Annotated in this window: 14 protein-coding genes; 6 read left to right on the top strand and 8 right to left on the bottom strand. The window is 53.9% G+C overall.

Annotated features, from left to right (window positions below; genetic code table 11):
- Positions 1–21 precede the first annotated feature (21 nt).
- The gene (helD, locus tag JZ655_RS07385; protein ID WP_207293418.1) at positions 22–2,076 is read right to left on the bottom strand and encodes a DNA helicase IV; all 2,055 of its coding nucleotides are present in this window, start codon (positions 2,074–2,076) and stop codon (positions 22–24) included.
- A gap of 122 nt (positions 2,077–2,198) precedes the next feature.
- Between helD and JZ655_RS07380 the strand changes: the two genes are divergently transcribed.
- Both JZ655_RS07380 and yccS read left to right on the top strand, forming a co-directional pair.
- Positions 2,199–2,648, top strand: a complete 450-nt coding sequence (locus tag JZ655_RS07380; protein ID WP_040076281.1) for a YccF domain-containing protein — start codon at positions 2,199–2,201, stop codon at positions 2,646–2,648.
- Positions 2,649–2,663: 15 nt separating this feature from the next.
- Positions 2,664–4,799, top strand: a complete 2,136-nt coding sequence (gene yccS / locus JZ655_RS07375; RefSeq protein ID WP_207293417.1) for a YccS family putative transporter — start codon at positions 2,664–2,666, stop codon at positions 4,797–4,799.
- 2 nt (positions 4,800–4,801) lie between these two features.
- Here yccS and JZ655_RS07370 read toward each other — a convergent pair whose 3' ends face one another.
- Positions 4,802–5,407: a TfoX/Sxy family DNA transformation protein gene (locus tag JZ655_RS07370; RefSeq protein WP_207293416.1), complete on the bottom strand. Its 606-nt coding sequence runs from the start codon at positions 5,405–5,407 to the stop codon at positions 4,802–4,804.
- A 216-nt stretch (positions 5,408–5,623) separates the two neighbouring features.
- On the opposite strand from JZ655_RS07370, the gene sulA reads away from it, so the two are divergent.
- On the top strand, positions 5,624–6,133 hold the full coding sequence (gene sulA, locus JZ655_RS07365) for an SOS-induced cell division inhibitor SulA (protein ID WP_046886668.1): 510 nt from the start codon (positions 5,624–5,626) through the stop codon (positions 6,131–6,133).
- Positions 6,134–6,489: 356 nt separating this feature from the next.
- Positions 6,490–7,545 carry a porin OmpA gene (gene ompA / locus JZ655_RS07360; RefSeq protein WP_207293415.1) on the top strand — a complete coding sequence of 352 codons (1,056 nt, stop codon included), beginning with the start codon at positions 6,490–6,492 and terminating at the stop codon, positions 7,543–7,545.
- A 63-nt stretch (positions 7,546–7,608) separates the two neighbouring features.
- Here the strand turns inward: ompA and matP are convergent, their stop codons facing one another.
- Positions 7,609–8,061 (bottom strand): macrodomain Ter protein MatP, encoded by a 453-nt coding sequence (gene matP / locus JZ655_RS07355; protein ID WP_040076287.1) that lies wholly within the window; start codon positions 8,059–8,061, stop codon positions 7,609–7,611.
- 185 nt (positions 8,062–8,246) lie between these two features.
- Here matP and JZ655_RS07350 point away from each other — a divergent pair, with 185 nt between their 5' ends.
- Together JZ655_RS07350 and fabA are read left to right on the top strand one after the other, a co-directional pair.
- Positions 8,247–10,007, top strand: coding sequence for an AAA family ATPase (locus tag JZ655_RS07350; protein WP_207293414.1), 1,761 nt, complete (start codon positions 8,247–8,249; stop codon positions 10,005–10,007).
- A 68-nt stretch (positions 10,008–10,075) separates the two neighbouring features.
- On the top strand, positions 10,076–10,594 hold the full coding sequence (fabA, locus tag JZ655_RS07345; protein WP_207293413.1) for a bifunctional 3-hydroxydecanoyl-ACP dehydratase/trans-2-decenoyl-ACP isomerase: 519 nt from the start codon (positions 10,076–10,078) through the stop codon (positions 10,592–10,594).
- 67 nt (positions 10,595–10,661) lie between these two features.
- On the opposite strand, the gene rmf is transcribed toward fabA, so the two are convergent.
- The 5 genes from rmf to JZ655_RS07320 all read right to left on the bottom strand — a co-directional run bounded on the left by rmf (position 10,662) and on the right by JZ655_RS07320 (position 16,470).
- Positions 10,662–10,829 (bottom strand): ribosome modulation factor, encoded by a 168-nt coding sequence (gene rmf / locus JZ655_RS07340; RefSeq protein WP_010429337.1) that lies wholly within the window; start codon positions 10,827–10,829, stop codon positions 10,662–10,664.
- 254 nt (positions 10,830–11,083) lie between these two features.
- Positions 11,084–11,650: a membrane integrity-associated transporter subunit PqiC gene (gene pqiC / locus JZ655_RS07335; RefSeq protein ID WP_207293412.1), complete on the bottom strand. Its 567-nt coding sequence runs from the start codon at positions 11,648–11,650 to the stop codon at positions 11,084–11,086.
- Positions 11,650–13,287, bottom strand: a complete 1,638-nt coding sequence (gene pqiB / locus JZ655_RS07330) for an intermembrane transport protein PqiB (protein WP_046886671.1) — start codon at positions 13,285–13,287, stop codon at positions 11,650–11,652. Before pqiB ends, pqiC begins: the two co-directional genes overlap by 1 nt.
- Complete coding sequence (gene pqiA / locus JZ655_RS07325; protein WP_207293411.1) at positions 13,280–14,545, bottom strand: membrane integrity-associated transporter subunit PqiA; 1,266 nt, start codon at positions 14,543–14,545, stop codon at positions 13,280–13,282. The genes pqiB and pqiA overlap by 8 nt, the downstream gene beginning before the upstream one ends.
- 17 nt (positions 14,546–14,562) lie before the next feature.
- Entirely contained in the window at positions 14,563–16,470 is a 1,908-nt protein-coding gene (locus JZ655_RS07320; protein WP_207293410.1) for an ABC transporter ATP-binding protein, read from the bottom strand.
- Between the last annotated feature and the right edge of the window lie 8 nt (positions 16,471–16,478).

Here is a 16,478-nt window from a genome sequence, read left to right as displayed (position 1 = left end):
TGGCCCCCACCCGGCAGGATCTCAAGGTTTTCTGGCTACTGGCACATCCAGGTCACGCAATACCGCCACAAAAGACGACGGCTGCGCTTTATTGAAGAGTAACCACACGCGATGCCGGGCGCGGGTTATCGCCACATACAATAGTCGCCGCTCTTCGGCATCGGGGAAATCTTCCGGAACGGGCAGCAGCGCTTGCTCCATGACCGACTCCCTGGCAGGGGCCGGGAATGCGTCACTTCCCTCCTGCAATCCCAGCACAATGACGTAATCCGCCTGTTGCCCCTTACTGGCGTGGATAGTCATAAAGTCGAGCTGTAATTTCGGCCAGCGAGTCGCGGCCTTTTCCAGCGTGGCAGGCTTCAGATGATGGTAGCGCGCCAGCAGCAGAATCCGCTCCTCCGGTTTGGCATAACCACTGAGCTTATCCAGTAGCGCGTCGAGCTGATCGTCAGCCAACAGGGTGACCGCTTTTTTATCCCCCGCGGCGAGGCTGTTTAACGGCTTCGCCAGCTGATGCGGGTTTTGCTGAATAAAGCGGTTGGCGATTTCACCGATTCGGTTATTGAAGCGATAGGTGGTATCCAGATCGCACCGGTCCCCCTCACCAAAATAGTGGTGGAAGGCAGTAGTAAGCGACAACTGCGCGCCGCTAAAGCGGTAGATGGCCTGCCAGTCATCGCCAACCGCAAAGAGCGAGGTGTGTTTGTTTTGCCCCCGCAGAGCCGCCAGCAACGCCGCGCGCTGAGGCGAGATATCTTGAAACTCGTCCACAAGAATATGTTTCCAGGGACTCACAAAGCGTCCTTTCTCCAGAATGAGAATCGCCTGATGAATAAGCCCCGAGAAGTCCACGGCATTCTCCTCTTTCAGGGCCGTTTTCCAGGCTTTTAACAGAGGCCCCATTAGCTTCACCCGCTTCGAGAAGAGATCGCGGATCTCCTCCGGCGCACCGGCAATCATCTCGCTCTGCGCGCCGCCGTGCATACGCATCAGGCTCACCCAGCGGTCCAGGCGCGGCGCCAGACGGCGAGCCAGCTTCTCGTTCTGCCAGAAACTCCCTTCCGGGACGGTCCAGTTAAGCTCCTCTTCAAGCCACTGCCGCCAGCCTTTTGCCTGCGCTTTTTTCTCGCTGCACTGCTGTTGCCAGGCCTTGATGAACAGAGCCTGTCGGGCGGGGGTGTCGTTTTCAAGCTTACTGACGACCGGCACTTTTTTACTGCCCTGCTGAATAATATGCAGCGCCAGCGCGTGGAAAGTTCTGGCGGTGATCTCCTGCGTATGCAGGCGCGCTTCGATCCGTTCATCCATCTCCTGCGCGGCTTTACGACCAAAGGCCAGCAGCAGGATCTGATCTGCTGTCGCTTCGCCGCGGGTGAGCAACCACCCGGCACGCGCCACCAGCACTGACGTTTTACCGCTACCCGCACCGGCCAGCACTAATAGCGAGTGTTCGCCGTTGACCACTGCGCGCGCCTGCGCCGGGTTGAGGGGCGAAGATTCTATTCCGGCAAAAAAATCGGCGTAGCGCGTCAGCATGGTATCCGTCCACGCCTGGTTATGCAGCAGACGGCTCTGGTCAATATCTTTCAGCCACGCCTGACACTGCCGCCACGCGTCACGGCAGTTATCAAACTCCTCCAGCCGGGAGGCGGGTAATGGTAGTGCCGTCAGCGCCTGGGTGATTTTTTGCTGCAGGCCAAGGGTCTTGTCGCGGGTTAACCAGCTGTTCTGCTCATTGCTCTCTGCGATATCCGCCAGCACCTGCTGTAAGACCTGCGCCGCGATGTCGCTCATCTCAGCACTCCACGTTTGCCAGAGTGCGTTCAGATGATGATGAAAGCGCTGGGTTTCAGCCCACTCGGTGCCATGAAGGCGCACCACTTTATCCGCTGGCAGCACGAACTCCAGCTCACCCCAGACCAGACCGCGCTTACAGTGGATAGCCAACAGTTGGTTAAAGGGGATGAGATATTCATGCTTCTCGCCTGAAACCTTAACGCCTGCGTTGAGCAGGACAACCCTGTCATAGGGATGTTGTGCCAGGCGCTTGCCTAACGAAGTTGCTTTCAGTTCCATGTCCAGCCTGATCCACGGGGTGATAGTTGCCTGATAGTGTAACTGCCAGTTTTAAGGTGCTCCAGCGCAAAAAAACGTTACAATCATCAGGCTGTGAACAAACCGGAAGGAATTGAGGGATTATGCGTACCGTTTTGAATATTTTGAATTTTGTGTTGGGTGGTTTTGCCACCACCCTCTCCTGGCTGCTGGCAACCCTGGTGAGTATCGTCCTGATTTTCACCCTGCCGCTAACGCGATCATGTTGGGAAATCACCCGTCTTTCGCTTTTCCCTTATGGTAACGAAGCCGTTCACGTCGATGAGTTAAACCCGGACGGGAAGAGCGCAATCATGAACACCGGCGGTACGCTGCTTAATATTCTCTGGCTGATCTTTTTCGGTTGGTGGCTGTGCCTGATGCACATTGCGGCGGGCATTGCTCAGTGTATTTCTATTATTGGTATCCCGGTTGGTATCGCCAATTTTAAGATTGCCGCTATCGCCCTGTGGCCGGTCGGACGTAGAGTGGTCCCGGTGGAGGTCGCCCGTGCCGCCCGTGAAAATAGCGCCCGTCGTCGATTTCAGTCATAAGGATTACCTGCGCGCATGCTCAGCCCACTGCTACGTCGCTATACATGGAACAGCGCCTGGCTTTATAACGTCAGGATCTTCATCGCCCTTTGCGGCAGCACCGCCCTGCCCTGGTGGCTGGGCGAGGTAAAGCTGACCATCCCCCTGACGCTGGGGGTGGTTGCTGGCGCCCTGGCCGATCTTGACGATCGCCTCGCCGGACGACTGCGTAACCTGGTTATTACCTTAATCTGCTTTTTTATCGCCTCGGCCTCCGTGGAGCTGCTCTTCCCCTGGCCCTGGCTCTTTGCAATAGGACTACTGCTCTCGACAAGCTGCTTTATCTTGCTGGGTGGCCTGGGCCAGCGCTATGCCACTATCGCGTTCGGCGCGTTGCTGATAGCCATTTACACCATGCTGGGCGTATCGCTTTACGACCAGTGGTATCAACAGCCGGTGCTGCTGCTCATTGGCGCTATCTGGTATAACCTGTTAACCCTTGCGGGTCATCTGATCTTCCCCATTCGCCCGCTGCAGGACAACCTGGCGCGCAGCTATGAACAGCTGGCCCACTATCTGGAACTTAAATCACGGCTTTTCGATCCGGACATTGAAGATGAAAGCCAGGCTCCGCTTTACGATGTGGCGCTGGCGAATGGCCAACTGGTGACAACGCTAAACCAGACGAAAGCCTCGCTCCTTACCCGTTTGCGCGGCGACCGCGGTCAGCGTGGCACCCGCCGTACCCTGCATTACTATTTTGTGGCGCAGGATATTCATGAGCGCGCCAGTTCCTCTCATGTTCAATACTCGGCCCTGCGCGAGAAATTTCGTTATAGCGATGTCATGTTCCGTTTTCAGCGTCTGCTGTCGATGCAGTCGCAGGCCTGTCAGCAGCTCTCTCGCTCTATTTTATTGCGCACGCCTTACCAGCATGATCCCCGTTTCGAGCGAGCCTTTAGCCATCTGGATGCGGCCCTCGACCGCGTACAGGCCAGCGGTACCTCGGCCGAGCAGATGAAAGCCCTCGGTTTCCTGCTTAATAACCTGCGGGCGATTGATGCCCAGCTCGCCTCCATCGAATCCGAACAGGCCCTCGCGCAGCCCGGCAATGAGGCGGAAAACCAGCTGGCAGACGACAGTATGCATGGTTTCAGTGATATCTGGCTGCGCCTAAGCCGCCACTTCTCGCCTGAATCGGCGCTGTTCCGTCATGCCGTGCGGATGTCGGTGGTGTTATGTGTGGGTTATGCCTTTATCCAGATTACCGGGATGCATCATGGTTACTGGATCCTGTTGACCAGCCTGTTTGTTTGCCAGCCTAACTACAATGCCACCCGACACCGTCTGGCGCTGCGTATTCTTGGCACCCTCGCCGGGGTGGCGCTGGGCCTGCCGATCCTCTATTTCGTCCCTTCAGTGGAAGGACAGCTGATTCTGATTGTTATTACCGGGGTGTTGTTCTTTGCCTTCCGTAATGTGCAGTACGCTCATGCCACCATGTTTATAACCTTGCTGGTTTTGCTCTGCTTTAATCTCCTTGGTGAAGGGTTCGAAGTGGCATTGCCAAGAGTGATCGATACCCTGATAGGCTGCGCTATTGCCTGGGCTGCAGTGAGTTTTATCTGGCCCGACTGGCGGTTTCGCAACTTACCGCGGGTGCTGGCTCAGGCGGTCAATGCCAACTGTCGTTACCTGGATGCGATCCTCGAACAGTACCATCAGGGGCGCGATAACCGCCTGGCTTATCGTATTGCCCGGCGGGATGCGCATAATCGCGATGCCGAACTGGCCTCGGTGGTTTCAAATATGACGCGGGAGCCACGCGCCACGGCGGAGATCCGCGAGGTAGCTTTCCGGCTGTTGTGCCTGAATCACACCTTCACCAGCTATATATCTGCACTGGGCGCGCACCGTGAGCGGCTCACGAACCCAGCGATACTGGATCTGCTGGATGATGCTGTCTGCTATGTGGATGATGCACTGCATCAGCGCCCGGCGGATGAGCCGCGTGTAGAGCAAGCATTAAATGAACTGGCGCAACGTATATCGCATCTTGAACCCGGCACGGAGAGCAAAGCGCCACTGGTTCTACAACAGATCGGTCTGCTTATTGCGTTGCTGCCAGAAATTTGTCGACTACAACAACAGGTTGCTCACTTGCCAGAGTAGCGTTATTGCGCTGGCAATGTTTTATACCACTCAATCAGCTCCCGGCGTCGTATTGCCGGGAGAGCCGCTTCATGTAGCCCCTGGATCGCCCCTTCCAGTGCAAACAGCACTTTGTAACTAAGATGCTTATTCAACCGCTTGATCCTCAACCAGCATGCCTCAGCGCCGAGTGTGCGTAACGCCTCTTCGTTTGGAATTCCGGCTTCGCATAGAAGCAGTTCGAGTTGGAAGGTCAGGTTGGGGAGATCTTTCAGGCGGTCCTGTTTAAAGCGTTTACAGCGTTCCCGGCGGGCGGCTTCGAGCGCAAACGACGAGAGCCGTAGCAGTCGCTCTTGATCCTGCCAGAGGGTCTCATCCACCCGATAATAGTTTAGTAAGACGGGCCGCCCACGTTTTAACAGCGTTAAGAATGAGGCGCCCTGTTTGACAAAATAGGAGGCGCTTTCTTCGCAGGCCCGCAGGTACAACTCGCCTGCTGAAACCATGGCGAACACCGTATTGTCTACGGCCAGTGCGTACCCGCCAAACAACGCGCGATGCTCTACTTCTCCCAATGAGGACAGGTATTTTTCAGATTGATAGATCCGTTCATAGGATATCTTTTTCATAATAATTCCTTTTAAATCATAAAGTAACAAATGAAGTTTTTATTAACGGATCCGTTAGTCAAAAAATAGGTAAGTTACGGGCGATGGGCAAGATGATTTTGAAAGAGGCAGCAACAACGAGTGAATTTTGCGAGACGCTTTCAGAAAATGAGGTTGATCTTTAGTCGCACAGGGGTTACTGTATATCCATACAGTAACTACAGGGCTGGATTGATTATGTACTCTTCAGGCTATTCAAATCGCACAACATCTTTCACTTCAACTGCAGGCAATAGCGCAATGACTTCTTCTGCGCGTCCCTCCACCGGGCTGATTAGTGAAGTGCTCTACCGTGAAGACCAGCCCATGATGACCCAACTCCTGCTGCTGCCGCTTTTACAGCAACTGGGGCAGCAGTCTCGCTGGCAGTTGTGGCTCACGCCTAATCAGAAATTAAGTCGCCAGTGGGTGCAGTCAGCGGGTCTGCCTTTGACTAAAGTTATGCAGGTTAGTCAGCTTGCGCCTTGCCATACTGTTGAATCCATGGCCAGAGCATTGCGCACCGGTAATTACAGTGTGGTTATTGGCTGGTTTACTGAAGCGTTAACGGATGATGAGCAATATTTGCTCGCTGAAGCGGCTGAAGAAGGAAACGCGCTGGGCTTTATAATGCGTCCGGTTCAGGTTGGTCCCCAGGGCAAGGGACACTTTTCTGGGCTAAAAATTCACTCGAATTTGTATCATTAAGTAAAAATAAGAGTTTTCCTGGAATTTTTTTTGCGCCACTTGTACACCATTAATTCCATGTGTAAATCCGACGAAGAGTCTTGTCTGGTGCGGTTTCTCTGATTTCGTCTGGCATGAATAACCACAATTTATGTTAAATATTGTGTATACAAAACTTTTTTTTTCATATGCCTGACGGAGTTCACACTTGTAAGTTTCCAACTACGTTGTAGACTTTACATCGCCAGGGGTGCTCGGCCTAAGCCGAAGATATCGGTAGAGTTACTCTATTGTCCCCGCCCCCCGGTGAAGGATTTAACCGTGAACTCTCATTGAGATTCTCATGGCGATTTTTGGATGATAACGAGGCGCAAAAAATGAAAAAGACAGCTATCGCGATTGCAGTGGCACTGGCTGGCTTCGCTACCGTAGCGCAGGCCGCTCCGAAAGATAACACCTGGTATACTGGTGCTAAACTGGGCTGGTCTCAGTTCCACGATACTGGTTTTATCAACAACAATGGTCCAACCCACGAAAACCAGCTGGGCGCTGGTGCATTCGGTGGTTACCAGGTTAACCCGTATGTTGGCTTTGAAATGGGTTACGACTGGTTAGGTCGTATGCCATACAAAGGCGACAACATCAACGGCGCATTCAAGGCTCAGGGCGTTCAGCTGACCGCTAAACTGGGTTACCCAATCACTGACGATCTGGACGTTTATACCCGTCTGGGTGGTATGGTTTGGCGTGCAGATGCTAAAGCTAACGTTCCTGGCCGCGCTTCCTTCAAAGACCACGACACTGGCGTTTCCCCAGTATTCGCTGGCGGCCTGGAATGGGCAATGACCCGTGACATCGCTACCCGTCTGGAATACCAGTGGACCAACAACATCGGTGATGCAAACACCGTTGGTACCCGTCCAGACAACGGCCTGCTGAGCGTAGGTGTTTCCTACCGCTTCGGCCAGCAGGAAGAAGCTGCGCCAATCGTAGCTCCAGCACCGGCTCCAGCTCCAGAAGTACAGACCAAGCACTTCACTCTGAAGTCTGACGTTCTGTTCAACTTCAACAAAGCAACTCTGAAACCAGAAGGCCAGCAGGCTCTGGATCAGATGTACAGCCAGCTGAGCAACCTGGATCCGAAAGACGGTTCCGTAGTGGTTCTGGGCTTCACTGACCGCATCGGTTCTGACGCTTACAACCAGGGTCTGTCCGAGAAACGTGCTCAGTCTGTTGTTGATTACCTGATCTCTAAAGGTATCCCAAGCAACAAGATCTCCGCACGTGGTATGGGCGAATCTAACCCAGTTACCGGCAGCACCTGCGACAACGTGAAAGCACGTGCAGCGCTGATCGACTGCCTGGCACCAGATCGTCGCGTAGAGATCGAAGTTAAAGGCATCAAAGACGTTGTAACTCAGCCTGCGGCATAAGTTATCGTCTTATAAAAAAACCCCGCTCAGCGGGGTTTTTTATTGCCTGCGAAAAAGCTAACGCTATTTTTTGCCCAGCAATGCCTGCAGATCGGTCTTCAGCGTCGACATCTTGCTGGCGTATTTTTCTTTATGTTCAGCATCTTCAATAAGCTGAACAATGGTCTCAGACAAGGTTTTCCCCCGACGTTGAGCCAGCCCCGCCAGACGCTGCCAGACTAAAAATTCCAGATCGATCGACTTCTTACGGGTATGCTGATGTTCAGCATTAAAATGCCGTTTACGCCGCGCGCGGATAGTCTGCTTCATGCGGTTCAGCAGTGTGGGGTTGATATGGCGTTCAATCCAGCCGTTAACCCGAACGGGGTCATTCTCGAGGGTCAACAATAAATCTACCGCTTCTTTCGCCGCACTGGCTTCAAGGTAGCAAGTTATCAATTCTCCTTCGCGGTGTTTTTTGACCAGGTACTTCCATTTCCAGCCGCTTTCGAGATTTTCCAGTTGTTGATATTTCATTGCGATCCCAATGTGACCGTGTAACTCTGTCCAGAATATCAGTTTTTTGCCAATCTGCTGAAAAGAAATCAACGCCTGTGACCGCCAGATGAGATTCACCGCGTGAAACTCCTATTCCTTCGTGGGCAGAGCCTGAGCCTTACGGTATAATCCATCGTTTTACATCTGACTAAAAAACATCAACTTTGACGATTACGAAATTAGCATGGCGTGACCTGGTTCCGGATACCGATAGCTATCAAGAACTGTTTGCACAGCCCGATCTCGCGAAAGAAGACGAATCCGCATTAAGCGATACGCAGCCACGTTTGCATTACGCAATGGAGCAGGCGTTAAGCCCCTGGGCAACGTCGCCTTTTATGTTGCTGAAGGCACCGGATGAAGCGGAGTATCTCAACCTGCTGGCGGATGCCATGCGGCAGTTATTGCCGGAGAATGACGCCGTCTCTGGCGGTACGTATTGCGTCAACGGCACGACTATCACCTTTACCCCCACTGAGATTGCAGATGGCCGTTTTGCGGTCACTGGCGGTGTTACAACGGCCGGTTGGGTAGAGGCTGAACAGCTTTTTGGCTGCTTGCGTCAGTTTAATGGTGAGGTCAGCCTCCAGCCGGGTCTGGTGCACCAGGCCAATGGCGGTGTCTTGCTCATCTCCCTGCGTACCCTGCTGGCCCAGCCGCTCTTGTGGATGCGTTTAAAGAATATAGTGAGCCAGCAGCGCTTTGATTGGGTCGGTTTTGACGAGTCTCGTCCACTTCCGGTCTCCGTTCCTTCTATGCCGCTGTCATTAAAAGTGGTCCTGGTGGGTGATCGCGAAGCACTGGCCGATTTCCAGGAGATGGAGCCGGAGTTGGCCGATCAGGCCATTTACAGCGAATTTGAAGACAACATTCAGATTGCTGATGCAGAAGAGATGCAGCAATGGTGTTTATGGGTAAACGCCCTGGCCGAAAGTGCTGGTCTACCTGTCCCTGCCCCTGATGCCTGGCCAGTGCTGATTCGTGAAGCCGTCCGTTACACGGGCGATCAAGAGACCTTGCCCCTCTGCCCTCTGTGGCTGGGTAAGCAACTCCGTGAAGTGGCCGCTTTAACGCCGGATGCCTTCTTCACTGGTGAGCAATTGAGCCAGATGCTTTTGCAACGCCAATGGCGTGAAGGGTATCTTGCTGACCGGATGCAGGATGAAATCCTGCTTGATCAGATCCTGGTCGAAACGGAAGGTGAACGTGTCGGGCAGATCAATGCCCTGTCGGTGATTGAATTCCCGGGCCATCCGCGCGCCTTTGGCGAACCTTCACGCATCAGCTGCGTTGTGCATATTGGCGATGGCGAATTTATCGACATCGAGCGCAAAGCGGAACTGGGCGGTAATATTCATGCTAAAGGCATGATGATCATGCAGGCCTATCTGATGTCAGAGCTACAGCTTGAGCAGCAGATCCCCTTCACTGCCTCGCTGACTTTTGAACAATCGTATAGCGAAGTAGATGGCGATAGCGCCTCCATGGCCGAGCTGTGTGCCCTGATTAGCGCGCTGGCCGACGTGCCAGTTAACCAGAGTATCGCCATAACCGGCTCAGTGGATCAGTTTGGTCGTGCCCAACCAGTAGGCGGCCTCAATGAGAAGATTGAAGGCTTCTTCACGGTTTGTCAGCAGCGTGGTCTGAACGGCAAACAGGGTGTGATCATTCCGCTGGCAAACGTGCGTCACCTGAGCCTCAGCCAGGATGTGCTGAAGGCAGTGGAAGAGGAACAATTCTCCCTCTGGGCGATTGAAGATATTGCGGATGCGCTACCCTTACTCACAAACCTGATATGGGATGGCGAGGGGCAGACAACGCTCATGCAGACCATTCAGGAACGCATCGCCCAGGCGACTCAGCAGGAGTCTCGTCATCGTTATCCGTGGCCGCTGCGCTGGTTGGGATGGTTTAGTCCAAACTGATCGGACTTGTTCAGCGTACACGTGTTAGCTATCCTGCGTCCTTCACTAAAATAAGGCTTACTGAGAACATGGTAGATAAACGCGAATCCTATACAAAAGAAGATCTTCTTGCCTCTGGTCGCGGTGAACTGTTTGGCGCGAAAGGCCCACAGTTACCGGCCCCGAACATGCTGATGATGGACCGTGTCGTGAAGATGACGGAAACCGGCGGCAACTTCGATAAGGGTTACGTAGAAGCAGAACTCGATATCAACCCGGACATGTGGTTCTTCGGTTGCCACTTTATTGGCGACCCGGTAATGCCAGGCTGCCTGGGCCTCGACGCGATGTGGCAGCTGGTTGGTTTCTACCTCGGCTGGCTGGGTGGCGAAGGTAAAGGCCGCGCGCTGGGCGTGGGCGAAGTGAAATTCACCGGTCAGGTTCTGCCAACTGCGAAGAAAGTGACCTACCGTATTCACTTCAAACGCGTTGTGAACCGTCGTCTGATTATGGGCCTGGCAGATGGTGAAGTGCTGGTAGACGGTCGTCTGATTTACGGCGCAACCGACCTGAAGGTCGGCCTGTTCCAGGATACGTCAGCTTTCTAATTGCTGACTGAAGGCGTTAAAGGCGAAACCTCCGCAATGCGGAGGTTTCTTTTTTAAAGAGACGCTATCAAGCAAGTACTGCCCTGTCTCCGATGGCTTCTCGCCAGCCCCCTAACCATTGCGACCTTTGATTTAAGGTCTGATAGGGACACATTTCTTTAGAACGTCCGGCGATGCCAGCCTGATAACCACGTTGATGAGCCCTTTCAAGGCGATCTCGTTTCTGTCTCTTCATGCCTCGTTTCCCTCATTATTTGATCTGGTGGAAAAGAAAACAGTGATTACTAAATGTGCAATCACATCTAACGAATACCGCGAATAAAGCCCAGCGTCAATGCGCAAAATTCACGCCAGTGTCATAAATGTGAACTATACGGAAGTTCGTTTGTACAAAATCTGTGATGCGGCACAAGTAACAGACTGAGATACCATCAAAAAAAAACCGCAATCAGCGAGAGGCAGATTGCGGTTTTGGATAATGAATTTTACTTATGGCAAGCGTGAAATCTCACTGGCGATGCTTTTGGCTTCCTGCGCCCAGCCCTGCCCGAGCACCTTCACCATCTCTTCGTAGCCATCGTTCTGCTGTTTCAGCTCCAGATGGAAAGGACGTTTAATTAGCTGTCCCTGATGGTTAACCAGCCATTCGCCACTGATAATCACGCGCCCGTCATAGCGCCCGTGAAAACCGGTCACATTGACGTTAAGCGTATCCTGATCGCTACCCAGAGGCTGCGAAGCAACAACCCAGCCAGGTAACTGGCTGCTGAGGTTCGCCACCAGCGAATTGCGCAACTGCTGATCAAGCGGGCTTGCCCACAGATTATTCGTTGCGATGACATACTTAACATCGCTGGTTTGATAAACCACGCCATTACCTGCCAGATAATCCGGCACCGCGACCTGTTCTACCCACAGTAAGCGGTTACCCTGGCTGGCCATGTTGTTGCCTCCCGTTTGGCTAGCCAGCGGCAACTGGTAATAGCTCTTGTTGTCGCTACCCGAGCTACAGGCAGTCAGCACTGCTGCGGCGGCGATCAATAACCATTTTTTCATTATTTAGCCCCCTTCGGCTCAGGGTCCTTTTGATCTTTCGCTTCAAAGACCAGCGCGTTGCTCTTCGTATTCAACGTCTTCAGCACTGGCTGGAGTTCACGCAATACCTGATCGAGGCGCTGCATATCCGCCACCATCTTGTTATACGCGGCGGAGCCTGGCTGGAAGCCCTGCATGCTGCGATTTAGCTCGCGCAGCGTTTTCTGCATATCCTGAGGTAGCTGCTGCATCGACTGGCTGGCAGTGAGCTTATTCAGATTATCCAGCGTGGTCTGCAGACGACGCATCGTGGCCTGGCTCTCATTCAGAGAATGCGTGGCCGCTTCAAGCATCGGGTTCAACGGCAGATTGTTAATCTTATCCAGCGTATCCATCAGGCGCTGCTGGATCTGCGCCAGCCCGCTGCTCATGGTTGGGATGATTTTATACCCGCCAAACTCCCGCATTCCGGTAATGGCTGGCGCTTTCGGATAGAAATCCATATCTACATAGAGCGCGCCGGTCACCAGATTACCGGTCTTCAGCGAGCCGCGCAGACCACGGTTCATCAGCTCGGTAATATGCGTCCCGATATCCTGATCTTCACCAATCTGGTTGATCAGACGTTCCGGCTCAATGCGGATGAGCACCGGAATACGGTAGTCGTCATCCAGCACCTGTTTCAGTCCCGGTACAAAGAAGGGAACCTGACCAACCGTACCCAGGCGGATACCCCGGAATTCTACCGGCGCGCCCGGCTGCAGACCGCGGACAGAGTCTTTGAAGAACATCAGGTAATCGATGTGATCGGTGTAGAGCGCATCCTGTATCGATTTCTGGTCGTCGAACAGCTTAAAGGCGCTTTTCTCCGCAACAGGCTGACCCAGCTCTTGCCCTTCCGGCACATCAAAGCTGACGCCGCCGCCAAACAGCGTGGTGAGCGAGCCCATTTCAACCCGCATACCGGCCGAGGTCAAATCGACGGCGATACCGCTATCCTTCCAGAAACGCACATTACTGGTCACCAGACGATCGTTTGGCGCATTGATAAACAGTTGATAGCTTATGGTGCGTTTTTGCGTATCAAAGGTGCTGGTTTCGACCGAACCGACGCGATAGCCCCGGAACAGTACCGGGTCACCCGGACTCAGCTGCCCGGCTTTATTGCTGTCGAGAATGACGCGGATACCCTTGGCATCAGGTGGCGCAAGGGGCGGAGAATCCAGAAGCTGATACTCATTTTTTTGCCCGCCTTTGGTTCCCGGCTGCAGCTCAATATAGGCCCCGGAAAGCAGTGTCCCCAGGCCGCTAATGCCCTCGCGGCCAACCTGCGGCTTAACGACCCAAAAAACGGAGTCGCCCTGAAGCACCTTTTCCATACCGGCATTCAGGCGCGCTTTAATTTCGACATGGGTCAAATCGTCGGTCAGCGTCGCACTTTCCACTACGCCCACGTTTACGCTACGGCTTTTAATGGTGGTTTTACCCCCCTCAATGCCCTCTGCGTTAGTGGTAATAAGGGTGACTTCTGGTCCCTGGTGGCTGTAATGATAAAACAGGATCCAGGCACCGATTAGCGCAGTCACGATGGGGAAGATCCAGACCGGCGACCAGTGTTTAACCTTCTGCACTTTCGCCTCTCCACTTTTGTTATCCATGCTTTTTATTATCCTCATGGTCTGGCTCTGGTTCACGATCCCACGATAAACGAGGGTCGAAGGTCAGGGCCGCAAACATGGTCATAATCACGACCAATGCAAACATCAGCGCTCCCAGAGCGGGATAGATATTCATCAATCCCCCTATGCGCACCAACGCCGATAAAACTGCAATGACAAACACGTCTATCATGGACCACCGGCCGACAAACTCGACGACTTCATAAATCAGGTGCATCCGTTCGCTGTCACGTTGTCCGTGCCCATTTGCATCCCAGCAGAGCCAGCCAATCGCAATCATCTTCAGGGTCGGCACCATAATACTGGCAATAAAAATAACCAGTGCCACGGGATACGACCCCTCCCCCCACAGCAGAACAACCCCGGCCATAATGGTCGAGGGCATCTTGTCGCCAAGCAGATCGGTAATCATGATCGGCAGAATATTGGCAGGGAGATAGAGCATGATGGAGGTAAAGAGCAGCGCCAGCGTCCACTGAATGCTGTTTTTGCGCCGGACATGCCCTTTAGTGCCACAACGCGGGCAGACTCGCTGATCGGCCGGTAAAATCGCCGTACAGCAAGGACATGAGCGCAGACCCTGGCGAATTCCGGGAACGCCCACCTGCGGCGCATGCGGGAGCGCTGGCGCAGGAGCGATATCGTCCCATGCCCAGCGGCGATCCACGCACTGGAAAGCGCGCAACTGCAGTACACAGTACAGACACCAGGGAATAAAGCTGCTGCCGACCCCCACATCACCGTAAGCCATGAGCTTCACGAAACTGACCAGCACCCCGGCGAGGAAAATTTCAGCCATTCCCCAGCTTTTCAGCTGGAAGAGGATCCGCGCCAGCAAAATCTTTACGCTCAGGGGCATTTTGACGCGATTTACCAGCAGCAAAATGACCACCAAACAGAACGCCGGCACCAGTTGAACGAACAACAAGAAGAAGGTGCCGAGGCTGGCATAATCTTCGCTGAACATAACGCGGGGGATCTCCAGCAGTTCGACTTCGCTGGTGATACCCCCGACCTTCATATAGATGAACGGGAACAGGTTAGAGAGCAGCAGCATAAACAGGGCTGCAACCGCATACGCGGTGGGACGCTGGCGCGGTGCGTCCCACTCGGTTGTCAGCGTTGTCCCGCAGCGGGGGCATGCCGCTTTATGACCATGCTCAAGCGCCGGGAGCGCCACGAGCAGGTCACACTGTGAGCATAAAATGTGCCTGTCGGCATGGTGATGTTCACACATTCTGGCTCCATATTTACTTAAGCGCCGTTTTTCAGAGCCTCAAGGTACTCCCAGCGTTCGAATGCTTCTTCCAGCGCCTGCTCAGCCTGCGCCAGATCCGCCAGGACTTTTTGAGTGTGGTCATGCGGCTGGTTGAAGAACGCGCCATCGGCGACCTGGGCCTGCAAGGCTTCAAGGTTTGCTTCCAGCTCTTCCATACGCTGCGGCAACCCTTCCAGCTCGCGCTGCAGATTATAGCTTAGCTTACTGCTGCCTCTTTTTACCGCTTCGGATTTGGTGACAGCGGCTTCCGCATCATTTTTGCTGCGAGATTGCTTCAGCGCCTGTGATTGAGACTGCTGCCCGCGGGCATCGTGATACCCCCCGACATATTGCCCGATACGGCCTTCGCCTTCGAAGATCCAGCACTCGGTCACGGTATTGTCCACAAACTGACGATCGTGGCTGACCAGCAACACAGTACCTTGGTAACTATCAATCAGTTCTTCAAGAAGTTCCAGCGTTTCCACATCAAGATCGTTCGTCGGTTCATCGAGGATCAACAGGTTGCTGGGTTTCAGGAACAGACGTGCCAGCAGCAGTCGATTACGCTCTCCCCCAGAAAGTGCCCGCACCGGCGTCATGGCGCGTTTCGGGTGGAAGAGGAAGTCCTGCAGATAGCCCAGCACATGGCGCGGTTTCCCGTTTACCATCACCTCTTGCTTACCTTCCGCCAGGTTATCCATCACCGTTCTGTCAGGATCGAGCTCAGCACGGTGCTGATCAAAGTAGGCCACTTCCAGTTTGGTACCGCAGTGGACCCGGCCGCTGTCGGCTTTTAGCTGGCCGAGCATCAATTTCAGCAGCGTGGTTTTGCCACAGCCGTTAGGGCCGATCAGGGCTATTTTGTCACCGCGCTGAACCTGAGCCGTGAAGTTGTTTACCAGCACTTTGCCATCAACCTGATAATTGACATTTTCCAGCTCGAAGACGATCTTCCCGGAACGGGCCGCCTCTTCTACCTGCATTTTGGCACTGCCCATCACTTCACGGCGTTGGCTACGTTCGTTACGCATCGCTTTCAGGGCGCGTACGCGGCCTTCATTACGGGTACGACGGGCTTTGATGCCCTGGCGGATCCAGACCTCTTCCTGCGCAAGCTTGCGGTCAAACTCGGCATTTTGCAGCTCTTCAACGCGCAGGTTCTCTTCTTTCTCCAGCAGATAGGTGTCGTAATCGCCCGGATAGGTCACCAGCTTGCCGCGATCGAGATCGACAATACGGGTAGCCATATTGCGAATAAACGAACGGTCATGCGAGATAAAGATAATCGTCCCGTTAAAGGTCTTCAGGAATCCTTCCAGCCAGTCGATAGCTTCGATATCCAGGTGGTTAGTCGGTTCATCCAGCAGCAGCACTTTCGGGCCGCTTACCAGCGCCCGGCCAAGCGCCGCTTTACGCAGCCAGCCGCCGGAGAGCGATGCCAGCTCCATGTCCGGATCCAGACCGAGCTGTTCCAGCACTTCCGTGATGCGGTTTTCAAGCTGCCACAGGCCATGATGATCCAGCAACTCCTGCAGGCGCGCCATCTCATTGAGATTTTTTTCGCTCGGATCGGTCATCACCAGATGTGAAATGTCGTGATAGCCCTTCAGGTATTCGGCTTGCTCAGAGATCCCTTCCGCAACGAAATCATAAACCGTGCCCGCCACGTTACGCGGTGGGTCCTGCTGCAGACGCGAGACGATAAGATCCTGCTCATAGACGATACGACCATCGTCCAGCCCCTGTTCACGGTTCAGGATCTTCATCAGGGTAGATTTACCCGCGCCGTTGCGGCCTACCAGACAGACGCGTTCATTATCCTCGATATGCAGTTCAGTATCATCGAGAAGGGGAGCATCGCTAAAGGAGAGCCATGCGCCGTGCATACTGATTAATGACATTTACTATT

This window comes from Leclercia pneumoniae, assembly GCF_017348915.1.
Taxonomy (GTDB): Bacteria; Pseudomonadota; Gammaproteobacteria; order Enterobacterales; family Enterobacteriaceae; genus Enterobacter; species Enterobacter pneumoniae.
Note: the sequence above shows the minus strand (reverse complement) of the source record. Positions and strands in the feature narration are given on the sequence as shown.